This window comes from Pseudoalteromonas sp. Angola-4 (assembly GCF_028599265.1).
Classification (GTDB): domain Bacteria; phylum Pseudomonadota; class Gammaproteobacteria; order Enterobacterales; family Alteromonadaceae; genus Pseudoalteromonas; species Pseudoalteromonas atlantica.
In genome coordinates this window covers 127,554-149,647 of record NZ_JAQREK010000011.1, presented here as the reverse complement: position 1 = coordinate 149,647, position 22,094 = coordinate 127,554, and the positions used below count along the sequence as shown (strand labels likewise).

Annotated in this window: 19 protein-coding genes; 5 read left to right on the top strand and 14 right to left on the bottom strand. The window is 41.8% G+C overall.

The features are described 5' to 3' along the window. Positions 1-325 precede the first annotated feature (325 nt). Positions 326-1,183: a tetratricopeptide repeat protein gene (locus PSH48_RS13810; RefSeq protein ID WP_024031324.1), complete on the bottom strand. Its 858-nt coding sequence runs from the start codon at positions 1,181-1,183 to the stop codon at positions 326-328. A 94-nt stretch (positions 1,184-1,277) separates the two neighbouring features. Between PSH48_RS13810 and PSH48_RS13805 the strand changes: the two genes are divergently transcribed. Beyond that, positions 1,278-2,591, top strand: coding sequence for a M20 metallopeptidase family protein (locus PSH48_RS13805; RefSeq protein WP_273611759.1), 1,314 nt, complete (start codon positions 1,278-1,280; stop codon positions 2,589-2,591). Positions 2,592-2,613: 22 nt separating this feature from the next. Here the strand turns inward: PSH48_RS13805 and PSH48_RS13800 are convergent, their stop codons facing one another. The 4 genes from PSH48_RS13800 to pomA form a co-directional block, all read right to left on the bottom strand. Next, on the bottom strand, positions 2,614-4,554 hold the full coding sequence (locus tag PSH48_RS13800) for a DNA topoisomerase III (RefSeq protein ID WP_273611758.1): 1,941 nt from the start codon (positions 4,552-4,554) through the stop codon (positions 2,614-2,616). Between the two features lie 45 nt (positions 4,555-4,599). Next, a complete protein-coding gene (locus PSH48_RS13795) occupies positions 4,600-5,106 on the bottom strand; it encodes a hypothetical protein (protein WP_031289574.1) in 507 nt (168 codons plus the stop codon). A 211-nt stretch (positions 5,107-5,317) separates the two neighbouring features. Beyond that, a complete protein-coding gene (locus PSH48_RS13790; RefSeq protein WP_273611757.1) occupies positions 5,318-6,238 on the bottom strand; it encodes a flagellar motor protein MotB in 921 nt (306 codons plus the stop codon). A 2-nt stretch (positions 6,239-6,240) separates the two neighbouring features. After that, a complete protein-coding gene (gene pomA, locus PSH48_RS13785) occupies positions 6,241-7,008 on the bottom strand; it encodes a flagellar motor protein PomA (protein WP_004586874.1) in 768 nt (255 codons plus the stop codon). Between the two features lie 315 nt (positions 7,009-7,323). On the opposite strand from pomA, the gene PSH48_RS13780 reads away from it, so the two are divergent. The 4 genes from PSH48_RS13780 to PSH48_RS13765 all read left to right on the top strand — a co-directional run bounded on the left by PSH48_RS13780 (position 7,324) and on the right by PSH48_RS13765 (position 12,725). Further along, positions 7,324-7,566: an exodeoxyribonuclease VII small subunit gene (locus tag PSH48_RS13780; RefSeq protein ID WP_004586873.1), complete on the top strand. Its 243-nt coding sequence runs from the start codon at positions 7,324-7,326 to the stop codon at positions 7,564-7,566. A 2-nt stretch (positions 7,567-7,568) separates the two neighbouring features. Continuing rightward, positions 7,569-8,456, top strand: coding sequence for a (2E,6E)-farnesyl diphosphate synthase (ispA, locus tag PSH48_RS13775; protein WP_055254701.1), 888 nt, complete (start codon positions 7,569-7,571; stop codon positions 8,454-8,456). A 102-nt stretch (positions 8,457-8,558) separates the two neighbouring features. Beyond that, the gene (gene dxs, locus PSH48_RS13770; protein ID WP_273611756.1) at positions 8,559-10,421 is read left to right on the top strand and encodes a 1-deoxy-D-xylulose-5-phosphate synthase; all 1,863 of its coding nucleotides are present in this window, start codon (positions 8,559-8,561) and stop codon (positions 10,419-10,421) included. Positions 10,422-10,613: 192 nt separating this feature from the next. Then, the gene (locus PSH48_RS13765) at positions 10,614-12,725 is read left to right on the top strand and encodes a hypothetical protein (protein ID WP_273611760.1); all 2,112 of its coding nucleotides are present in this window, start codon (positions 10,614-10,616) and stop codon (positions 12,723-12,725) included. Positions 12,726-12,775: 50 nt separating this feature from the next. On the opposite strand, the gene PSH48_RS13760 is transcribed toward PSH48_RS13765, so the two are convergent. The 9 genes from PSH48_RS13760 to nrdR all read right to left on the bottom strand — a co-directional run bounded on the left by PSH48_RS13760 (position 12,776) and on the right by nrdR (position 21,840). Next, complete coding sequence (locus PSH48_RS13760) at positions 12,776-15,862, bottom strand: ligand-binding sensor domain-containing diguanylate cyclase (protein ID WP_029773767.1); 3,087 nt, start codon at positions 15,860-15,862, stop codon at positions 12,776-12,778. 37 nt (positions 15,863-15,899) lie between these two features. Then, entirely contained in the window at positions 15,900-16,385 is a 486-nt protein-coding gene (locus PSH48_RS13755) for a phosphatidylglycerophosphatase A family protein (protein WP_024031690.1), read from the bottom strand. Then, entirely contained in the window at positions 16,382-17,356 is a 975-nt protein-coding gene (gene thiL / locus PSH48_RS13750; protein ID WP_024031689.1) for a thiamine-phosphate kinase, read from the bottom strand. Before thiL ends, PSH48_RS13755 begins: the two co-directional genes overlap by 4 nt. A 94-nt stretch (positions 17,357-17,450) precedes the next feature. Further along, entirely contained in the window at positions 17,451-17,861 is a 411-nt protein-coding gene (gene nusB / locus PSH48_RS13745; RefSeq protein WP_004586866.1) for a transcription antitermination factor NusB, read from the bottom strand. A gap of 15 nt (positions 17,862-17,876) precedes the next feature. Beyond that, positions 17,877-18,341, bottom strand: a complete 465-nt coding sequence (gene ribH / locus PSH48_RS13740; RefSeq protein ID WP_004586865.1) for a 6,7-dimethyl-8-ribityllumazine synthase — start codon at positions 18,339-18,341, stop codon at positions 17,877-17,879. 101 nt (positions 18,342-18,442) lie between these two features. Beyond that, positions 18,443-19,555: a bifunctional 3,4-dihydroxy-2-butanone-4-phosphate synthase/GTP cyclohydrolase II gene (gene ribBA, locus PSH48_RS13735; RefSeq protein WP_004586864.1), complete on the bottom strand. Its 1,113-nt coding sequence runs from the start codon at positions 19,553-19,555 to the stop codon at positions 18,443-18,445. Between the two features lie 29 nt (positions 19,556-19,584). Next, on the bottom strand, positions 19,585-20,238 hold the full coding sequence (locus PSH48_RS13730; protein WP_004586863.1) for a riboflavin synthase: 654 nt from the start codon (positions 20,236-20,238) through the stop codon (positions 19,585-19,587). Positions 20,239-20,254: 16 nt separating this feature from the next. Then, positions 20,255-21,388, bottom strand: a complete 1,134-nt coding sequence (gene ribD / locus PSH48_RS13725) for a bifunctional diaminohydroxyphosphoribosylaminopyrimidine deaminase/5-amino-6-(5-phosphoribosylamino)uracil reductase RibD (protein ID WP_004586862.1) — start codon at positions 21,386-21,388, stop codon at positions 20,255-20,257. A gap of 2 nt (positions 21,389-21,390) precedes the next feature. Next, on the bottom strand, positions 21,391-21,840 hold the full coding sequence (nrdR, locus tag PSH48_RS13720) for a transcriptional regulator NrdR (protein WP_004586861.1): 450 nt from the start codon (positions 21,838-21,840) through the stop codon (positions 21,391-21,393). Positions 21,841-22,094: the final 254 nt, after the last annotated feature.

Below are 22,094 nucleotides of genomic sequence, written 5' to 3'. Positions count from 1 at the left end.
TTGTCAACACTTAATTTTGTTAAACTTGAAAGTTTTTAAAACTAAGTTTTACTCGACTCACTAAGTAGCTCGTGCCTCGCTATGCGTTGCGCTCTGCCGTCTCAGTGGGGTCGCATTATAGGGAGAACGGATTTTTACGCAAGCGTTTTTTAATAAAAACTATAAATAAAAGCTCTTTCGTGCATTTTTCACTCTAAAGAGCCAAAAGCAGTACAAAAAACAAACTAAACCTATACACAAAGGCCAATTTGTTTTAAATATAACGATGTATAAAACGCAAAAAGCACTATAAGGTGCTTTTAAGTTAATTTATTAACTGCGCGTATTAATACAAAATACTATAAAGCTTTCTTCTGTATTTTGCTGCAAGTGCATCTCCATCTGGTAGAGAAGCGATAATTGCTAAAAAGCTTGCTTTAGCGTCATTAAAGTTAAGATCCTTTTTAAGTACGCTGAACAGTGTTTCGAGTGCTTCTTCTTTTCGTCCTGCATCATTTAGCAATTGGCTTAGCTCTATTTTCAGGTCTAAGTCATTTGGGTACTTTTCTACTTGAGATTGCTTTTCTTTTATCTCTGGCGAGTCGGTAGCTTCTAGCGCCGCTTCGCATTTAGCTTTTATATTATGAAAATAAGCATCTTGCTCTTGGGCGTCAATGGTATCAATGAGTGCTTGAGCATCATCTAACTTGTGTATTTGAATGCATATATCGGCTAACACAAGCTTTATACGTGCGTTTGCACTGTCTATTTCATACGCTTGCTTTGCGTAATTAAATGCAGCATTTAGGTCCGACTTTAATAATGCTTGTTTTGCTTGTTCAAGAAGTAGGTCCTGCTGCGCTGGTAAATGCTTACTCAGGGCTTCGCGAATTTGCGCGTCTGTTTGTGCACCCGCTAATAAATCTACTGGAGCTGAATCTTTTAACAACACAAGTGTAGGTAATGTTTGCAAGCCAACCTGCTGCGCTAATTGCGAGGCGAGTGCTTGTTCTGCGTCACAATCAAGATTAGCCACTACAATATGGTCTTTATATTGCGTAGCTAAATTTTCTAATATACCGATTTGGCTAATACACTCAGGGCTTTGTGGGGAGTGGAAGTTAAGCAGCACCAACTTTTGTTGTGATGTTTCACCGAGTACTTGCTGAAGGTTTTGTGCGTTGATACTAACTATGTTGCTCATTGAATTAATTGCCATATTCATTTATTTAGGTTTTTATATGGAGACGAACATAATAAATACAAGTATTAAATACTTTCAAATAATGAGGGAAAACATGAAAATCACCTATCTAGCTGCAGCATTTATGATAGCAAGCCCACTTACTTACGCTAAGTCACTAAGCTTAGATTTAACTAAGAGTATGCCAGCTATTGAAAAGTTTTACCTCGACTTACACCAATCTCCAGAGCTTTCATATCACGAACAAGAAACTGGCAAAAAAATAGCATCGCAATTAACAAACCTTGGGTTTGACGTAACAGATAATGTGGGCGGCTACGGTGTGGTAGGGATTTATAAAAATGGCACCGGCCCTACAATAATGATTCGTACTGATACTGATGGCCTACCAATCACAGAGCAAACCGGTAAACCTTATGCATCTAAAGTACAAGTGACCAATGAGCATGGGAATAAAGTAGGTGTAATGCATGGCTGTGGCCACGATATACATATGAGCTCGTTTATTGGTACTGCTGAGCAACTTATTGCCCATAAAGATAAGTGGCAAGGAACGTTAATGATGGTTGCGCAACCTGCAGAAGAAGTTGGCGGTGGAGCAAAAGCCATGTTAAGTGAAGGCTTATTTAGTAAATATGCTAAGCCTGATCATGTTATTGCGCTGCATGTTAGTGCCAGCGTGCCTGCGGGTAAGGTATCAATGAAAAATGAATACACCATGGCAAGTGTTGATTCAGTAGATATAACTATAAAAGGTAAAGGCGGACACGGCGCCTACCCGCACACTACCGTAGACCCTGTAGTTATTGCGGCGCGTACGGTATTAGCATTACAAACAATCACAAGCCGCGAGCTTTCTCCACTTGAGCCTTCTGTTGTGACCGTGGGATCTATTCATGGTGGCTCAAAGCATAATGTGATTTCCGATGAAGTAAAACTACAGCTTACGCTTAGAAGCTACAACCCAGAGGTACGTACGGCGCAAATAGCTGCTATAAAACGTATTACAGCGGGTATTGCTCAAAGTGCTGGCCTTACTGAGTCACACTACCCTGTTGTTCACGTTCATGAAGATGAATCTATTCCATCTACTTACAATAACCCTCAGCAAACTAATATTGTTAGGAGTGCTATTGCTGATGCAATTGGCGAAACTAATGTACTTGAGACAAAAGCGGTTATGGCTGGTGAAGATTTTGGACTGTACGGTAGAACTGACGAAAACATTCCTATTACGTTATTTTGGTTAGGCGGAGTAAACCAGCAGCAATATACAAATGCGATGAAAAGTAACCAAACACTTCCTTCATTACACTCAAGTAAATTTGCGCCAGATTATAAAGTAGCATTACCGACCGGTATAAAAGCCATGAGTAACGCTGCAGTCGCATTATTTAATAATAAATAAGCCGTATTTGAGAGCTCAGCGATTAAGTGGTTGCTGAGCTCTTTTTATAATTTGATTTTTTAAATGCTGCTTTTTTACCACCCTTAGCAAAGCGCTTTTTAGGTGGTGTTTTAGGTAGCTTTGAAAATACATGGCTATCACAACTAGCTGCTTGCTGTACAAAACCTTCAAGCTCCACCAGCAGTGGTTGTAAAAATTGTTGGTAGCTCATTGCTTGTTGAGCAATGTTGCCTAAACTCGCCTCCCATTTAGCGGTCAAATCGGGGCTAGCTAAACCCTCTGGTAAAACACTAATAAGTGCCAAGCCTGTTTGCGTTGCTTTAATTGATTTACCTTCGCGCTTTAAAAAACGACGCCTAAATAATAATTCAATAATGCCTGCGCGGGTTGCCTCTGTTCCTAACCCATCGGTCTCTTTGAGTATTTTTTTAATTTGTGAATCTTTCACATAACGACTAATGCCGGTCATGGCACTTAGCAATGTTGCATCAGTAAAATGAGACGGTGGCGTAGTGTGTTTTTCTACCACTTCACCTTTAGTGCAGTTAAGCGCCATGCCTTTTGTTAAATGAGGCAAGGTTGCTTCATCTTTTAGCTCGGCTTTGCCCATTAATACCTTAAATCCTAGGCTTACATCTTGCTTTGCATTGGCTTTAAATAAACCTCCCGCAATTGTTACCTCTACTTTAGTTTCGTTATAAATATAATCGGGGTAAAACTGAATTAAATAATGCCTACTAATAAGTTGATATACTTTTGCTTCATCAGGCGCCAAAGTCGCTGTTTTTAGTTGTTTAGCGGTAGGTACAATTGCATGGTGTGCAGCCACTTTTGCATCGTTAAAACATTTGCTGCGTTTTTTAGCGTCTGCCCCATTCACAAACTCAGTATTTTGACCGCCATTAGCTGCAATTGCTTTTAAAATTGCAGGCGCATCTAAATGATGCTCTTTAGGCAAATAACGATTATCAGAACGAGGGTAAGTAATTAACTTATGACGCTCATAAAGCGTTTGGCAAATATCGAGCACTTGCTGAGCTGCCATACCAAATGCCTTTGCAGCATCTATTTGCAGTGCCGATAAATTATAAGGCAGCGGCGCGCTTTGTTTTTTTTGTTTTTGTTCGAGCGCTGTAACCTCGCCTGGTTGATTGGCTATTCGCGAGGCGACGTTTTCGGCTAATGCATTATTTAAAACGCGGCCCTCTTCATCTTGGTACGGCTCGCAGGCTTTGCTTGGTACCCACTTGGCCACAAAGCTTTGCTGCTCAGGGGTTATTAAATGCGCCAACACTTCATAAAATGGTTTTGACACAAAGTTAGCTATTTCGTTATCACGGTTAACCACTAAACCTAAAATTGGGGTTTGTACGCGACCCACCGACAACACATTGCCAAAGCCTGCTTTTTGTCCCGCCAGCGTATAAGCACGCGTAAGGTTCATACCAAATAGCCAATCTGCACGTGAACGCGCAAGCGCCGACACACTTAGCGGAATAAATTCACGATTTGAACGCATGGCAGTAAGCGCTTTTTTTACCGCCGCTAAATTTAAATCACTTATAAGTAAACGCTGAATGCTTTGCTTTTTGGTTTTACTTATTTTGGCTTGCTCTATGACTTCATCAACCAACAATTGGCCTTCGCGATCGGGATCCCCCGCATGCACGAGTACTGATGCCTGCTTAATTAGCTTTTTTAAAATAGTTAATTGCTTACGCGTTTTCGTTTTTGCCTTGAGCTGCCATTGTTCTGGCACTATGGGGAGGTGTTCAAATTGCCACTTTTTAAAACGCGCATCATAATCATCAGGTTCAGCTTGCTCAAGTAAGTGCCCTATACACCACGAGACACAGTCACCATTAGCCACTTCTATATAACCATCGTGTTTTTTATGTGGTTTTGGCAATGCATCAGCAATAGCTCTGCCAAGTGATGGCTTTTCTGCGATATAGAGTTTCATGGGAGTTGCTCATTAACTGTTTATATGAACAGTAGTTTAGCACAGCTATTTAGAAGGTGGAGCGCTTTCTATTTTTGAGGGGGAATTACTTTTTTTAGCGAAAAGCATAATTAAAGGTAAATAACACACTATGACGGTGCCAATGTTGATAAAGGGCATTAACGTTTTGTAAATAATGGTGCTGTAAGCTAAATCCCAAAGGTGACGGTCAACTAATCTGAATAATTGTAGTATAGGTGCGCCAATAACCACTAACTGACCAATAACGCATTGCCATAAATAAACTTTATCTTTTATTCCCCAATAAGCTATTAACGCCATCCATATAATATCGGTAGCCGCCCAAACTAAATAACGATAGATATAAATATCGTCAAACTCTCTCAAGCTAGAGGCTGTTATCCCCCCAAAGAAGAAAAAAGCGACGGTCAGTAATGCAAACCTAAAGGCTAAGTAATCTTTAAATATAAAAAATATAAAAAGAGCCGGGCTTAGCATAAAGACCCAGCTTTTACTTAAAATACTAACGAAATACAAAAACCAATCAGGCAAAATGTTTTACCTTATTTTTCTTTTGTATCGTCGTCGGTACCATCACCATTACCTGGCATATCACAATATTTAATTATAACTTTCACAGCACATCCATTACATATGTTAAGGAAATGTACTTTAAGCTAAAATAATGAGCTTGCCAAGATACTTAGGCGATTAAGTACCTTAAAAAGAAACTTAATTAGAGAAATTAGCGCCCGCTACTAGCCTAGCGTACATCAATAGGGTCTGACTCTTTAGCTTTACCTTGTAAGATTGATATTTCTACTCGGCGATTTCTACGCCTATCTTCGTTTGAATTATTCGGAACAAGTGGACGAGTATCAGCCCGCCCTACTACCATCATGCGGTTTTTATCAAACCCTTGTACCGTTTGTAATTCGCTTGCTACTGCTACAGCACGCTTTGACGATAAGTCCCAGTTATTAATATATAACTCATTAGAAACCTGAAAATCATCGGTGTGACCCGATACCGTAATTTCTCCAGGTACATCTTTTAATAACTCACCAATATCTTGAATTATGGGCTTAAACTTAGGTTGTAAAAAAGCACTGCCAGAGGGAAATGAGCCATTTTCACGGATACGAATAATGATTTGCTGCCCTAAAGATTCAAGCTCGATTGCACCGTCGATAATTTGTTTTTCGAGCTGTTGCGCTATTTTTTTCACTAACTCGTTAGTTTGTTCTTGATCGGCGGCTGAAGTTGCTTGCTCTGAAGATTGCTGCTGCGATGTACTACGTGACTCGCCACCACGCTTATCGCCACGCTGCTCTTGTCTACCACCAGCAGAGCTTTCATCACCCGCTTGAAACTCTAACATTTGCTGGGTCATTTCAACGGTTTGTTGCTGAATGGTTTCTATCGGGGTAGGTTCAGGCTTACCTGGGGTAAATTCCATAGCAATAACCGAGGTCCCTTTAGGGATATCTTTTACTTCTATTTTGTTTTGCACACCAAATGCAAACTTCATCGAGCCTGCTATTTGCTTAAATTTAAGTACATCCATTTCTGAAAACGCGAGCAAAAGTACAAAAAAGCACATTAAAAGCGACATTAAGTCGGCAAATGTTCCCATCCAAGCAGGCAGACCTGGTGGTGGGCATTTGCACTCTTGATCAGACATGGTTACTCCTCGGTATCTACTTTGCGCTTAGACTCAGCAAGGTAGTTTTTCAATATACCTTCAATTACTTTCGGGTTTTGGCCATCTTGAATACCTAAAATAGCATCCAATATTAGACGCTGATTCATGGCCTCTTCGTCTTTACGAAGCTCCAGTTTTACCTGAATAGGAATAGCCACTACATTTGCTAAAAATGCACCATATAAAGTAGTTAATAATGCCACCGCCATTGCGGGGCCAATGGCTTTAGGGTCATCCATGTTAGATAACATAGCAACTAAGCCTATTAACGTTCCTATCATACCCATTGCAGGGGCTATATCGGCAAGTGACTTAAATAAACCGGCGCCCAGTTCGTGACGAGTAGTGGTTAAAGAAATGTCTTTTTGAAGCGTGGCACGAACTACATCAGCATCGTGACCATCAACGAGCATATCTACACCTTTGCGCATAAAAGGGTTTGGTATTTCGGCTTCTTCGAGGGCTAAAAACCCCCCTTTACGGGCTGAATCAGCAAGTTCAACTGCTTTTTCAATCAGCTCTTCTGGCGATTCGATTTTAAACATAAATGCTTTACCAACAACTTTACCTATGCCCAAAAACTGCGACAAGGTAAAGTTTGATAACACAATAAATAGTGAGCCACCAAATACAATTACACTAGAAGGCGCATCGGCAAACATCCCCATTTCACCGCTACTACTCATAAACATGGACATGACAATTAAACCAATTGCGCCAAGGATCCCAATTATGGTTGCTAAATCCACATTTCCTCCAAAGTATTATACTTTGTTATTCAAACTTTTATTATTAACTGCTTATCGGCAAGATACTGAAATACTTAAGCCATTTTTGAAAAAAGTGTAAAACACTGTGTTTGGCCTAATTTTAGATCAAGATACCCTACTCGCCTAGCGACTGATTAATTTTATTGTACACAGTGAGCACTAATACGCATCTTATACATGGTAAAAATACGATTTAAACTGATATAACTCAAAAAACAACGATCATCCTTTGACCTAGTTTAGCATTCCCCCTAAAATTGGCTCCTAAATTTATCATGCTGGCTGAAATTAAACATGGCGACTAAAAAACCTGAAAACCTAAGTTTTGAACAAGCACTCGAAGAACTATCAACCATTGTCGGTGAAATGGAACAAGGTGATTTATCGCTTGAGCAGTCGTTAAAGCAATTTGAGCGTGGTATAGCCTTAGCTAACGCCTCAACGGGTAAGTTACAACAAGCAGAACAAAAAGTGTCTATTTTAATGGGCAATGACGAAAAAGCAGCGCTTACTTCATTTAACAACGATATGGAATAACCGTGAGCATACAAGAAAAAATAGAATGTGCTCAACAAGATGTCGTAAAGACCCTGCAACAGTACTTTGATCAACCCCTTGATACTGCACACACAGTAAAAGAAGCTACGCAGTACGGCTTATTTAACGGTGGCAAGCGTTTACGCCCCTTTTTAGTCTACGCAAGTGGTGAAATGCTCGGAGCTAATAAGCAAGATTTAGATATTCTTGCTGCTGCTATTGAGTGTATTCATAGCTACTCATTGGTGCACGATGATTTACCAGCCATGGATGATGACGACCTTCGCCGTGGACGCCCAACTTGCCATATAGAGTTTGACGATGCGCATGCAATTTTAGCGGGCGATGCACTACAAACATTGGCCTTTGAGCTTATCTCGACTCACAATTTTACCTGCAGCGCATCAACACAAGTAAAAATGATCAGCGCACTGGCTAAAGCATCGGGGCTTGAAGGCATGGTAGGCGGGCAAGGGCTAGATATAGCAGCCACAGATAAAGTGATTACAGTACAACAGCTTGAACGAATTCATAGATTAAAAACGGGTGCCTTAATCAACTGTGCCATTACATTGGGTGCATTATGTAGCGAAAAAGCAGACAAACAAACCTTAGAAAACTTACGTGTTTTTGGGTATGCTATAGGGCTGGCATTTCAAGTGCACGACGACATTTTAGATGTTGAAGGTGACACATTTACTTTAGGTAAGCCACAAGGCTCTGATTTAGCTGCTAATAAAGCAACTTATCCGGCCCTATTAGGTATGCAAGGTGCCAAGCAAATGGCGCAAAATTTAATAGAGCAAGCGCATCAAGCATTAAACAAAATAGATGCTGATACCTCTGTTCTAGCGGCGCTGGCAAACTACCTGATTAAACGTGACCATTGAGTGTTACATATACGTATTGCCATTTAGCACTGACATTATTACTCAACAGCGGTAACAACTAATAAGTTAGCACCGGTGTTAGCGAAGGATAAAATAAATACCATGACACTTGATAGTAGCAAGTATCCATTACTTAACTTGGTTGACGAACCAGCCCACTTACGCGATATAGCGCAAGATAAACTCCCTGCGTTTAGCAACGAGTTACGAGACTATTTACTCAACTCTGTTTCGCAAAGTAGCGGCCATTTAGCGTCTGGTTTAGGAACTGTTGAGCTTACCGTTGCTCTACATTATGTGTATAACACACCAGAAGATCGCCTTGTATGGGATGTAGGCCATCAAGCGTACCCGCATAAAATTTTAACGGGACGACGCGATTTGATGCATACAATTCGTCAAAAAGACGGATTACATCCATTCCCTTTTCGTGAAGAAAGCCAATACGATACCTTTAGCGTAGGCCATTCAAGTACCTCTATTTCGGCAGCACTTGGTATGTCTATTGCGGCTCAAAAAGAAGGTAAAGGCCGCAAAACTGTTGCCGTTATAGGCGATGGCGCCATTACAGCAGGTATGGCATTTGAAGCCATGAACCACTTGGGCGATGTAAAATCTGACATGTTAATCATTTTAAATGATAACGAAATGTCGATTTCTGAAAACGTCGGTGCGTTAACTAATCACTTTGCGCGTATTTTATCTGGCAGCTTTTACACAAATATTCGCGAAGGCAGTAAAAAGTTACTCTCTGGCGTGCCTCCTGTTAAAGAGCTTGCCAGTAAAGTAGAAGAGCACCTAAAAGGAATGGTTATTCCAGGTACCTTTTTTGAAGAACTAGGTCTTAATTACATTGGCCCAATTGATGGGCACGATGTAAATATGCTCGTAGATACACTGCGTAATATGCGTAATTTAAAAGGGCCTCAGCTTTTACATATAAAAACTCAAAAAGGAAAAGGCTATAAACCCGCAGAAGCTGATCCTATTGGCTATCACGGTGTGCCAAAGTTTGACCCTAATACATCAAGCTTACCTAAATCTAAACCTGGCGCCGCCACTTTCTCTAAGGTGTTTGGTGATTGGTTGTGTGATATGGCCGAGCAAGATAAAAAATTAATGGCTATTACCCCGGCAATGCGTGAAGGCTCTGGTATGGTGCGTTTTTCAAAAGAGCACCCAGAGCAGTATTTTGATGTAGCCATAGCAGAGCAGCACGCTGTCACATTGGCCGCCGGTTTTGCCTGTGAAGGGTTAAAACCCGTTGTAGCTATTTACTCGAGCTTTTTACAACGTGCGTATGATCAACTTATCCATGATGTTGCACTGCAAAACTTACCAGTGCTTTTTGCTATAGACCGCGCTGGTATTGTAGGCGCCGACGGCGAAACACACCAAGGTGCGTACGACTTAAGCTTTATGCGCTGTATTCCAAACATGGTTATTATGGCCCCAAGTGATACTAACGAGTGCCGCCATATGCTTTATACCGGTTATAGGGCTAATTGCCCTGTAGCAGTTCGCTACCCTCGTGGTAGTGCCGGTACTGCCGATATTCAAAGCGAAATGACGCTACTAGAAATAGGCAAAGCCAATACCATTAAACAAGGCGCTAAAATTGCTATTTTATCCTTTGGTACTTTGCTTGAAAACGCGCAACTTGCTGCAAATGAGCTAGGGGCAACGCTAGTTAATATGCGCTTTATTAAGCCACTTGATACAAGTTTATTAGATGAGCTTAGCCAAACTCATGATGTAATAGTAACGCTTGAAGACAACGCTATTTGTGGTGGCGCAGGCTCAGCGGTTAATGAATATTTAGCAGCGCAAAAAGCCAACCTAAAGGTGCTTAACTTAGGTATTCCTGATGAATTTATTAAGCACGGCACACAAGCGCAAATGCACGATGAAATGGGTTTAGGCGAACAAGGCATTTTAAATTCAATAAAATCGTTTATCGCTTAATTATTTTTGCTAGCTAGTTTTTAAAGGGAGCCTGATGGCTCCTTTTTTGTTTTTTATTTTTAAATATTTGCATCCAATGTGTATTTCTACGCGTTATCTCTATGAGGTTAACACAGTAAATAGTACGTACTGAGGAGTATAAACAGGCACGTTATTTACTTTCATTTGATGGAATATTAAAAGGTAAAAATGATGAAAAAAGCTAATTTAACTCACCTTCATACACAAAACAGTTCACTTAAACGCCCCCTTTGTTTTTCAGCATTAGCGCTTGGGATAGTACTTGGTATTTCAGGGTGTAGCGGTGATGATGGAGAAAACGGTTTAGCCGGTACGCCGGGAGCAGATGGTCAAGATGGAAACGATGGCACAAACGGTAACCCCGGCTTTAGTGCAGCCACGTTTATTTTAGCTAATAACGGCGAGCAAAACGCAGGCACTGTTGATTTAATAAACCAGGACGCTGCCAAATTAAAAACCTTTAATACCACTGCAAATGAAGGCGTAGCCTTTGATAGCCTCGGTAATTTAATACAAGCAAGCGACAGCGAAAATGGTAGCGTTAAAACTATATGCCAACTTGCTAATCGCGATGATGGTGCAAGCTTTAGCACTAATCAAGACCGTGAAATTACAGGCCCTGCAACTACCCTGGTTAACCCTAAAGGCATAGCGATTGCAAAAAATAGCGGGCTGATATTTATAGCTGATTTTGGTGCCATGCAAATTACCACATTTGGCAGTGCTGCAGCGGGAGATGCCGCGCCGCTTGCTACTACTGTTACCGAAGCCGCCCCGTGGGATGTTGATTATGACCACGTAAACGACCGACTTTATGTAGCACTTACCAACGGTGATGTCGCGGTTTACGATAATTTTGTAAGCGGTGAATTTACCGCTATGCCAAGTCGTACTATTACACCAAGCGATGCCGATGGTGTGCAAATATCGGTAAATATTCACGGCATTGTTTATGATGAAACCACCAATAAACTTATTTTATCGGATGTGGGTAGCGCATCAGATGCTACCGATGGTGCGCTTTTTGTTATTAATAATGCCTCAGGTGCGCAAGGTAATACATCTGTTGCACGCAGTATTTCAGGCCCTGCGACTATGCTAGGCAACCCTGTAGATATTACCCTTGAGGGTAGTGATTTACGTGTGGCCGAAAAATCAAACGATGCAATTTTAGTGTTTAGTAATATATTTGCCGGTGAAAGTGGCGATATAGCGCCCGATTTAAGCACTGCGTCTACTAAGCCAGAGTCAATTACTAACACGCTAACTCAAAGCTCAATGGCTGATATATCAGATAGTACTGAGCCTAATATGGCGCTATTAGGCGTAGCCGTATCCAGTAATCCAAGCACTGCGGGTGATACAACAGGCCAAATTAGCCGTTTAAATACAGCATTAAGTAGCGAACTTGCAAGCTATAATGCAAGCCAAACGATAGAAAGCGTTAGCTTTGATAAAGCAGGTAATAGCTACGCAACATTCGATAATGCCAGTACAGGAATGGGCGGAATCGTCATCTCTACTAAAGTGGCTTATAACCGTGATGGCGAAACATTTAACGCCAGCCAAGATAGACTGATTTCAGGAAGCAATACAGGCCTTATTTCACCTAAAGGATTAGATATTGCCTCCGATAGTGGAATGATTTTTGTGGCTGAAAATAATGAAACCACGCCGAGCATTGCTATATTTTCAAGCTGTGCCACCGGCGACGCATCACCTCTTATGACCTTAACTTTTGCCAATAATGCACGCCCGTGGGATGTTGATTACGACAGTAACACTGACCGCGCTTTTGTTGCGCTAACCAATGGCACTGTAGCGGTATTTGATCAAGTTAAAAATAAGCTACTAAGTGGCGAGACCACAATAAGTACAGAAGATAGATTAATTACACCTGCCAATAATTCACAAGCACTGGCAGCGCCTACCAATATTCATGGAATAGATTACGACTCATTAAGTGGTGCGTTAATACTTTCTGATGTAGGCAGCGCAGCCGTTGCTGACGATGGCAAAATTTATGTATTAAATAATACCGCAAATGCCTCGGGACTAGTTAATATAAGCGCGACGATTAGCGGGCCCAATACATTATTAGGAAACCCTGTTGATATTATGTATAGCGGAACCGATTTATACGTTGCCGAAAAGTCTAACAACGTAGTTATGCGCTTTAATAATATTTTAAGTACCGCAGGGGGAGATATAAGTGCCGATGCAAGTATGGCATTTAGTGCACCTGAGTCAGTGGCTATTTTACCAGCGTGGCTAAACCAGTAATTAAATAGCGTTACCCTCACCATGCCTAACCTACTTTTGTAGGTTGGGCATTATCGCATCCACACTTTAATATCTGCTAAGCCATTACTTTGTAAAATACCCAGCTGCTGATCTACATTCGAATTTTGCTCAAACTCAAACGCATCCAACTGTTTATCAAACGTAATATTTGCGACACCGTCACCACCACGTTTTTTAACCTGATGAAGCGCTATATCGGCTAAGTTTATCGACGTTTCCCAGCTTATTACTTGCCCACCTAAAAGCGGCAGTGGGTAAAAAGACCACCCCAATGAAGCCGTAATATTGGTTGTTTTACCGTTTGGTAATTGAAACGAATTTAATGCGATTGCTTGGCATAAATCAGAGGCATAGCTGTCAATCATGTTGCACTTAAAATCGCGCAGCAATAATAAAAACTCATCCCCACTCCAGCGTGCTACATAGTCAGAGCCTTGGGTGCGCGAATTAAGTAATGCTGCCATTTGTTGTAAGCAGCTATCTCCTGCTATTGGGCCATATGCATCGTTTATACGGCTAAAGTTATCAAAGTTGATAATAAGCAGTACAAGTGACTTTCCTTGCGCTTGTAAAGACTGCGCATTACGTTGGAAGTGCTCAATATCTTTAGGGAGCTGATCAAACAAAAAGCGGCGGCTACGTAGCCCTGTAAGCTCATCAGAGTGACTAACTAGTTTAAGCTGTGAGTTTACTTGGCCTAATTTATCGTTAGCTTGGCGCAGCTCTAATGTACGCTCTGTAACCAGCGCTTCGAGTACTTCTTGCTTACGGCGCTCTTGCGCTCTAAATACCCAAAAAATAAAGTAAAACAGTAAAATAAACCCACTAACGATTAGCAGTCTAAAGTAAATAGTTTCGTCAAAGCGCTGCGGTACTACAAATGCATACTCGACAGTTTGCGCTCTGTCCCAATCTTCGCCTTGGCGTTTTGCCTCAAGCTCAAATAAAAATGACCCCGCCGGTAAATTTGTATAAATGGCTTCTCGGCGTGCATTAGCGTAGCGCCAATCACTATCTAACCCACTTAACTTATATCTAAACTCAATACTATTTGGCGCATAATAATCGATGGCGGTGTACTTTAACGTTATGTCGCGCTCATCAGTATCTAGTAAAGGCTTTTCGCCCAATGCTGCGGTAGTTAACGCGCGCAGTGGTGTGGTTAGTGTTTCTACTTTAGGCTTTAATACATTTAGGCCAAATAGCTCGGTATTTTTAGGTATTTCTACAATGCCTTGTAAGCTTGGGTACCAAATTGAATAATCGGTCATGGCAACGGCATCGTGTCCTAAACCGTTACAACACTGGCTTGCTTTACCATCGAGCTGCCTATCAAAAGAAGAAATAACCTCTTCCACTTTTAAGCTCGACACCTCTGATTTAAATTGCGCTACTGGCATACGGTAAACACCTTTCATGGTACTTACCCATACACGCTTATAGGTTTCGTCATACTCTAGGCTAAAAATAGAGCCATAGGGTAAGCCGTTGGCTGCATCTAACTGTCGCCAATGCCCTTGCAAACTTCTGTAAAATAAGCCGTCATTAAGCGAGCCAATTAAAATACCTACACCATCTATGTGTAATACGCTGGTGATGTATGCACTTTCGAGCGAAGTTTGGTCACCTATTTTTTCAATGCCACGGTCAGTAAAGTAATACGCCCCTTTACTGGTCCCTATTACACCAAAGTTTGCTTTATCGAGCACATACGTTATAAATTTACTGCCTAAAAAGGCATTGTATGCAAAGGGTGTTAACCCGCCATAACTCAGCCTATACAAGCCACGCCCTGTACCTATCCAAAAACCGCCTTTGCTTGATGGGCTAATAGCAAATACCGGATTGTCGCGCAGCGCTCTGCCAGGAAAACTGTATAGTTTATCTTGCTCGTAAAAAAACAGCCCTCGTCCGGTCGCTATATATAAACGCGAGCCATCAAACTGTAAGTCGTGTACTGTTGCGCGGCCAAATTGCGCACTGGGTATTTTATTGACAAAGTTTTTATTTAAATCGAAATAACCAATACCACTTTTATTTGCCACCCATAAATTACCATCGGGCGCTTGGCTAATTGCCATAACGGCCTCTGTCATTTGCGATAAAGCAGAGTGGCGCTCAATACGCCCTTCGTGTGCAAGCCATAAGCCTTCGCTAAAACTTGCAAGCCAAATATTATTTTGGCTATCGCGGTAAATATCGGCAAACCAAATACTTTGATCTAGCTGACTTGGCTCAACCCATTGCCATTCACCCGACTTAGCTCTAAAAAGCAGTCGTCCATACGTAGAAACCCATAAGCCACCATTGGTGTCGCTCATAAATTTATACACAGCTGAGTTATTCGCATTCGGAAGCGGGAAAGGTCTTAGTTCATCGTCTAAATCTAAAAAGTAAGCACCCAGTTCAGAGGCTAAATATAAATTACCATTTAAAAAAGACAGATCATGAACAATGGTTTGTGCTAACCGCTCAGGCAATGACACCTTAGCTGTTAACTCCAACCTGAGTTTTGAAAAATCAGAGGCGCTTTTAGTTAAGCGTAGTAAATGACGGTCGTTGACAAGCCAAATCCCCTCTGGAGAAAGCGCCATTTGACTAACCGACCCCACTATTTGGGTGATCACGGTGGCATTTACAATAGGAACGAGTTCGTTCGCTTTATCACGTAAATCAACTTGGTTGCGGTCTACATAATAAAGCCCATTAGCTGCAATCCAAATGCTGCCCTTGGCATCTTCTAATATGTCTCTAACTGGGCCTTTAATATTAAATTCTTGTGCGGCAAGCGTTTGCGGGTTTATGACCACCAAGCCACTTTTAGTGCCCACCCACAGATAGCCATTACTATCTATGAGCAGTTTATTAATACCATTGCTTGGCAAAAAAGGACTATTTTGTGTGTTGTAATTAGTAAAAGTTGTGCCGTCAAAACGACTAAGACCAAATTGCGTTCCGACCCACATATAGCCTTGCTGATCTTGCACAACACTTTTTAGCGATTGCGAGGGCAAGCCATCTTTGATATTCCATTGCTTAACAACGTAATCAGTAATAGAAGCCCAACTTGGCATGGCACACAACATAAGTACACATACCAGTAAAAATCGCATCATTTCGCTGCCACCTAGTTAAACAAATAAAACACAAAAATTAAAAGGGTAGTAAACCTGCTTTTATTAACGCTTGCAAACAAATAAGCGAAAAAATACCGGCAAGTACATCATCAGCCATTATACCCACGCCGCCGTCCATTCGCTTATCGAGCGTTTTGATCGGGCCAGGTTTGGCAATATCAAAAAATCTAAATAATAAAAAGCCTACAAGTAAGGTTTGCCAACTAAGCGCTGCACCAATCATCGTAATGTAATAACCCGCAACTTCATCCCACACTATGGCTGGGTGGTCGTGCACACCTAAATCATCGGCGGTTTTGCCACACGCCCAAATACCAAAAATACTAATAACCACGGCAAACACGATTTGTAGCCAAAGCGGAAAATACATGGTCATAAAAATAAATGGTAAAGCAGCAAATGTACCAAAGGTGCCTGGCGCAACAGGCGCAAGGCCAGTGCCAAACCCTAGGCCAAATAACTGGTGCGGGCGCTTTAAATTAAACTGTTTTTTGCTAGTCAAACCTGCTCCTTGGCAAAGTGCTCAAAGCCCTGTTGCTCAAAATTAAATTTTTCACCGTGGTGTAAAAGCTCAATGTGCCCTTCGCCACTTTTTATTTGCCCTATGCACGTTGCTTCTACGCCGTATTGACGTAATTTAAGCTCCAACATGCTTTTATTATCTTCAGAGACAGTAAAAAGTAATTCGTAGTCATCGCCATAGCCTAAAATATACGGCAATTGCGCCTCAAAGTTCAGGCTTGAACGCATAGCGTCTGAGGTTGGGATGTTTTCAATATTTATACTGGCGCTGACTTGTGACATATCAAGTATGTGGCTTAAATCCGCCATAAGGCCATCAGACACATCAATAGCTGATGAAGCAAGGCCACGTAATACTTGCCCTGCAGCCACCCGTGGAGTGGGGTAATCAAAGCGGCTATTTATGTACTTTAAGTGCTCAGGCTCAATACTTAGGCCACGCTTGCGAGATTCAATAGCCAAGCCGGCATCACCTAGCGTGCCGGTTACACATACCCAGTCGCCCACTTTAGCACCTGCACGGCGTAAAGCTTTGCCCTCTGGCACAGTGCCTTTAGCGCATATAGTAACTGTTAAAGGACCCTGCGTAGTATCGCCACCAATTATTTGTACATTAAAGTACTCAGCAATTTCGTGCATTCCCTCAGTAAATTCTTCAATCCACTGCTGGTTAATATTTGGTAGGGTTAGTGCCACCGACACCCAAGTTGGCTCAGCCCCCATGGCTGCTAAATCACTTAGATTTACGGCCAGTGCTCGGTGTCCTAATGCTCGGGGAGAAATGTCATCAAAAAAATGAACACCCGATACAAGCGTATCAGTTGTTACTGCAAGTTGGCAGTTTTGCGGAACGGTAACTAATGCACAGTCGTCCCCTATTCCTAGGCTTACATCACGACGAGTTATACCACGACCTTTAAAGTAGCGGTTTATTAATTCAAATTCCTTCATACACAAAAAAGCCGACCTATGCCGGCTCTCCTTTTTAACGTGTACTAACTGTTAAAGCTAAGCTCTTTAGCAGAGCGCTTTAGCAAGGTTAGTATTACTTGCGTAAATGCTTAACAGCTTTATCAAGTACACCGTTTACAAATTTATGGCTGTCTTCAGCGCCAAATATTTTAGCAAGCTCAATGCCTTCATTGATTGCTACTTTGTATGGCACATCTTCACGGAATTTAAGCTCATACGCGCTTAAACGTAAAATTGCACGCTCTACCATATCTAAATCATCAAATGGACGTGTTAAATGCGGAGATACAGCTTCATCTAGTTGCTTATAATTAACGGCAACGCCACGCGCTAAATCTTTAAAGTATTCAACATCAATTTTAGTCACGTCGTTTTCGATCAACATTTGTTGTTCGATATCGGCAATTAAATTGCCACTTAATTGCCAAGAATAAACGGCTTGAAGTGCTAAGATACGTGCTTTACGTCTTGCTGCTGGTTTCACAAAAATTCCTTAAACTTAAATTTTATCTAACACATTAACCATTTCAAGCGCGCCTAATGCCGCTTCGCCGCCTTTGTTACCCATTTTGGTACCAGCGCGTTCAATTGCTTGTTCAATGCTTTCTGTGGTTAATACGCCAAATGCAACCGGGATATCATACTCAAGCGATACATTTGCAAGGCCTTTGTTAGATTCGCCAGCAACGAGGTCAAAGTGTGGTGTACCACCTCTGATCACTACGCCTAATGCGATGATTGCATCATACTCTTTTTTTGCCGCAATGCGTTTTGCCGCTAAAGGTAACTCTACTGCACCGGGTACATACACAACGGTAATGTCATCATCGGCTACGCCACCAGTACGCTTTAGCTCATCAACAGCACCTTCTAGTAGGCTGCTACCAATAAAATCGTTAAAACGAGAAATAACAATAGCGAATTTTTTGCCTGGAGCGTACTTATTACCTTCAATAATTTTCATTTGATAACCCTAAAAATATGTTCAAGCGGTTGCGATTGCGCAAAAATTGCTGCGCATCATACCATAAAAATAAAAAAATAGACTAGTTAAAAGCTGAGCCCTTATTGTGGCTCAACGTAATCAACCACTTCTAAATGAAAGCCCGAAAGTGCATGGTACTTTTTAGGGCGACTCATTAAGCGCATTTGCTTAATACCTAAATCAGCTAGTATTTGCGAGCCCACACCAACAGTGCGTGATGTGCCTTTAAATTTACGCGGCGTAACATTTTCGCCAGCATCGGCAGCAGCAAATGCTTTTACTGTGGCCTCTAGCTCTTCGGTGCTTTCTTGTTTGCCTAAAATAACCAGTGCACCGTTATTTTTTGCAATGTAAGCCATTGCATCAGAAAGCCCCCAACTACGGTCCGCACTTCTGTCTGAAAGCAAAATATCGTTAAAGGTACTTTGTAAGTGCACGCGCACAAGCGTTGGCTCTTGCTCTTTAATTTCACCTTTTAGCAATACGTAGTGCAGTTGGCCGTCAATCGTATCTTTGTAGGTTACTAAATCAAACTCACCGTGCTCAGTGGGTAATTTACACTTAGCCACTTGCTCTATGGTGGTTTCGTTAAGGTTTCGGTACTCAATTAAATCTGCAATTGTGCCAATTTTAATACCGTGCTCTTTAGCAAATATTTCTAAATCTGGGCGGCGCGCCATAGTGCCATCGGCATTGAGAATTTCTACAATAACTGATGAGGCTTCAAGGCCGGCTAAACGTGCCAAATCACAGCCAGCTTCGGTGTGGCCTGCGCGCGTTAACACGCCACCTGGTTGTGCCATAATAGGAAAAATATGTCCAGGTTGTACAATATCACTTGGTACAGCACCCTTTGCAATTGCCGCTTGAACTGTACGCGCTCTATCGGCTGCTGATATACCCGTTGTTACACCTTTAGATGCTTCAATCGACATAGTAAAGTTAGTAGAAAACGCTGCGCCATTGTTTTTAACCATTAACGGTAAATCAAGCTGCTCACAACGCTCTTGCGTCATAGTTAAACAAATTAAGCCACGGCCATGAGTGGCCATAAAGTTAATTGCTTCGGCGCTAATGTGCTCTGCTGCAATGATTAAATCACCTTCGTTTTCTCTGTCTTCGTCATCCATTAAAATAACCATTTTACCGGCTTTAATGTCGTCGATGATTTCTTGTGCGCTGTGTAAATTCATAAATTTGCTCGTGTAAGTTATCAGTGTCGTTATTTAACAAAACCAGCTTTAGCTAGTAAGCTCATTGAAATATCTGAGCCTGTCGGCTGCTCAGCCCCTTTAATAAGGCGCTCTAAATAACGTGCAATTTGGTCGACTTCTAAATTAACGCGTGTGCCCACTTTAAAATCAGCAATGGTGGTTTGCTCGCTTGTGTGCGGCACTATGGTTAATTTAAATTTATTACCTTGTACAGCGTTTACTGTCAGGCTTATACCATCTATACATACAGACCCTTTGTAAGGAATGTACTTCATTAAGTTTTCATCGGTGCTTAGCCAATATTCTGTAGCGCGCGCATTACTAGTAATGGCTGTAATGGTTGCAATGCCATCAACATGACCTGACACTAAATGCCCGCCTAAACGTGAAACCGGCTGCATGGCTTTTTCAAGGTTAACTGTTTGGCCAATATTATAATTTGCAAACCCAGTTAAGCTGATAGTTTCGTTTGATAAGTCGGCACTAAAGCCATCAATGTGCTTATCAACTACCGTTAAACATACGCCATTTGTGGCAATGCTATCGCCAAGCTTTACATCGCTCATATCAAGATTAGCGCTTTGAATACGAATGGCTAAATCGCCTTGTTTTTTTTGTAATAGCGCAATTTTGCCTGTGGCTTCAATTATTCCAGTAAACATAGCCCTACTCTTTTAATTAAGTGATTGGAATGTGTTTTGTGGCGGTTATACGTAAATCATCGCCTATTTTCACACACTCTTTAAACGTCAAATTAACGGTGTTTTGCATATCTGTCAGCGGTGCAAAATTAACTAAGCTTTTTGCATCGCACCCCATTAGTTTAGGCGCTAAGTAAAATATATATTCGTCTATTAAATTAAGCTCTGTCATTTTACCGGCAAGTGTAGCACCCGCTTCTAAATAAACATGATTAAATTGCAGCTTAGCAAGGTGCGCTAAAACAGACGTTAAATTAACTTTGTTATTTTGCTGTGGCACTTCTATATGCCTTACAAAATGCGGCCACTGCGTTGATTTATCAACCTTGGTAGTGAAAATTATTATTTCACTTTCAATATTAAATACTGCCAGCTCTGGTGTAAGCCTATTTTGTGAGTCAATTATAACACGCACCGGTTGGCGTAGGGGTAATTCAGTAGGCAAAGCCTGTGGCAACTCGCTTAACCTCACATTGAGCTTAGCATCATCGGTAATAACCGTATCGGCGCCCGTTAAAATAGCGCAGCTTTGTGCTCGGTGTAATTGTACATCTTGTCGCGCAGCGCTGCCGGTGATCCACTTACTTTGGCCATTTTTAAGCGCGGTTTTACCATCAATGCTGGCCGCCATTTTACACGTAACATACGGCAGACCCTGCTCCATACGCTTAAAAAAACCTAAATTAAGTGCGCGCGCTTGCTGCTCTAAAAGCCCAAATGCAACCTCAATACCGGCATCGCTAAGTATTTTAAGCCCTTTACCTGCTACTTGTGGGTTGGTGTCGACCATAGCTGCAATAACTTTTACTACACCTGCGGCTTTTAAACCCTCTGCGCACGGGGGAGTGCGTCCGTAATGGCTGCACGGTTCAAGCGTTACATACGCAGTCGCGCCTTTTGCGTTTTCACCTGCTACAGCAAGGGCATTAACCTCAGCATGCCCCTGCCCAGCTAATTGATGAAACCCTTCACCAATTATGTGGTTATCTTTAACTAAAACACACCCGACATTAGGATTGGGGGTGGTTGTAAATCGCCCTTTTTTTGCAAGCTCGATGGCACGTGCCATGTACATTTCATCTTGCGCAGTAAAGGTTATTTGGTTTTGCATTATTACTCCCCTAAACGGGCAATTTCTTCACCAAATTCGCGTATATCTTCAAACGAGCGATACACAGAGGCAAACCGCACATAGGCTACTTTATCCAGTTTTTTAAGCGCCTCCATTATGCACTCACCCACAAGGTGACTTGATATTTCTCGCTCGCCGGTAGCACGCAACTGCGATTTAATAATATTAACCACTTCATCCACTTGCTCTGTACTAACAGGGCGTTTTTCTAGGGCGCGATTAAGGCCATTGAGTAGCTTATCTTCATTAAAGGGTTCTCGGCTGCCATCTTGTTTAATCACACGTGGCATAACTAACTCGGCGCCTTCAAAGGTAGTAAATCGCTCGTGACACTCGTTACATTCACGACGACGGCGAACTTGGTGGCCTCCGCCGACTAGGCGAGAATCAATAACTTTAGTATCTTTTGCGGTACAAAATGGGCAATGCATAACTCGGTACTTCCGTTTTAAAACAAAAAAGGCCGCTATTTAGCGGCCTTTTATCTTAGCAAAAAAATAGGGCCTGTTGGCCTTTCAGGATTAAATTTGTTCTATCTAGGGGTGATTTGATCGCGGCGCGAGGTTTGTAACCTAGTGGGCTAAGTAAAAACCGAGCAACAAAGAGTAAATCGCCCCTAGGACGAACCCGAGGGCAGTGCATGTTTGGCATTTATGCTGCGTTATCGCCTATTTGTGTGGAGTAA

What these genes read in the sequence shown, in the direction of transcription:
- PSH48_RS13765 (WP_273611760.1), top strand. Translation starts at nt 10,614, where the DNA reads ATGAAAAAAGCTAATTTAACTCACCTTCATACACAAAACAGTTCACTT.
- ribD (WP_004586862.1), bottom strand. Translation starts at nt 21,388, where the DNA reads ATGCAAAACCAAATAACCTTTACTGCGCAAGATGAAATGTACATGGCA.
- ribH (WP_004586865.1), bottom strand. Translation starts at nt 18,341, where the DNA reads ATGAAAATTATTGAAGGTAATAAGTACGCTCCAGGCAAAAAATTCGCT.
- nrdR (WP_004586861.1), bottom strand. Translation starts at nt 21,840, where the DNA reads ATGCATTGCCCATTTTGTACCGCAAAAGATACTAAAGTTATTGATTCT.
- PSH48_RS13780 (WP_004586873.1), top strand. Translation starts at nt 7,324, where the DNA reads ATGGCGACTAAAAAACCTGAAAACCTAAGTTTTGAACAAGCACTCGAA.
- dxs (WP_273611756.1), top strand. Translation starts at nt 8,559, where the DNA reads ATGACACTTGATAGTAGCAAGTATCCATTACTTAACTTGGTTGACGAA.
- PSH48_RS13800 (WP_273611758.1), bottom strand. Translation starts at nt 4,554, where the DNA reads ATGAAACTCTATATCGCAGAAAAGCCATCACTTGGCAGAGCTATTGCT.
- thiL (WP_024031689.1), bottom strand. Translation starts at nt 17,356, where the DNA reads ATGAAGGAATTTGAATTAATAAACCGCTACTTTAAAGGTCGTGGTATA.
- PSH48_RS13790 (WP_273611757.1), bottom strand. Translation starts at nt 6,238, where the DNA reads ATGTCTGATCAAGAGTGCAAATGCCCACCACCAGGTCTGCCTGCTTGG.
- PSH48_RS13810 (WP_024031324.1), bottom strand. Translation starts at nt 1,183, where the DNA reads ATGAGCAACATAGTTAGTATCAACGCACAAAACCTTCAGCAAGTACTC.
- PSH48_RS13730 (WP_004586863.1), bottom strand. Translation starts at nt 20,238, where the DNA reads ATGTTTACTGGAATAATTGAAGCCACAGGCAAAATTGCGCTATTACAA.
- PSH48_RS13805 (WP_273611759.1), top strand. Translation starts at nt 1,278, where the DNA reads ATGAAAATCACCTATCTAGCTGCAGCATTTATGATAGCAAGCCCACTT.
- PSH48_RS13760 (WP_029773767.1), bottom strand. Translation starts at nt 15,862, where the DNA reads ATGATGCGATTTTTACTGGTATGTGTACTTATGTTGTGTGCCATGCCA.
- ribBA (WP_004586864.1), bottom strand. Translation starts at nt 19,555, where the DNA reads ATGAATTTACACAGCGCACAAGAAATCATCGACGACATTAAAGCCGGT.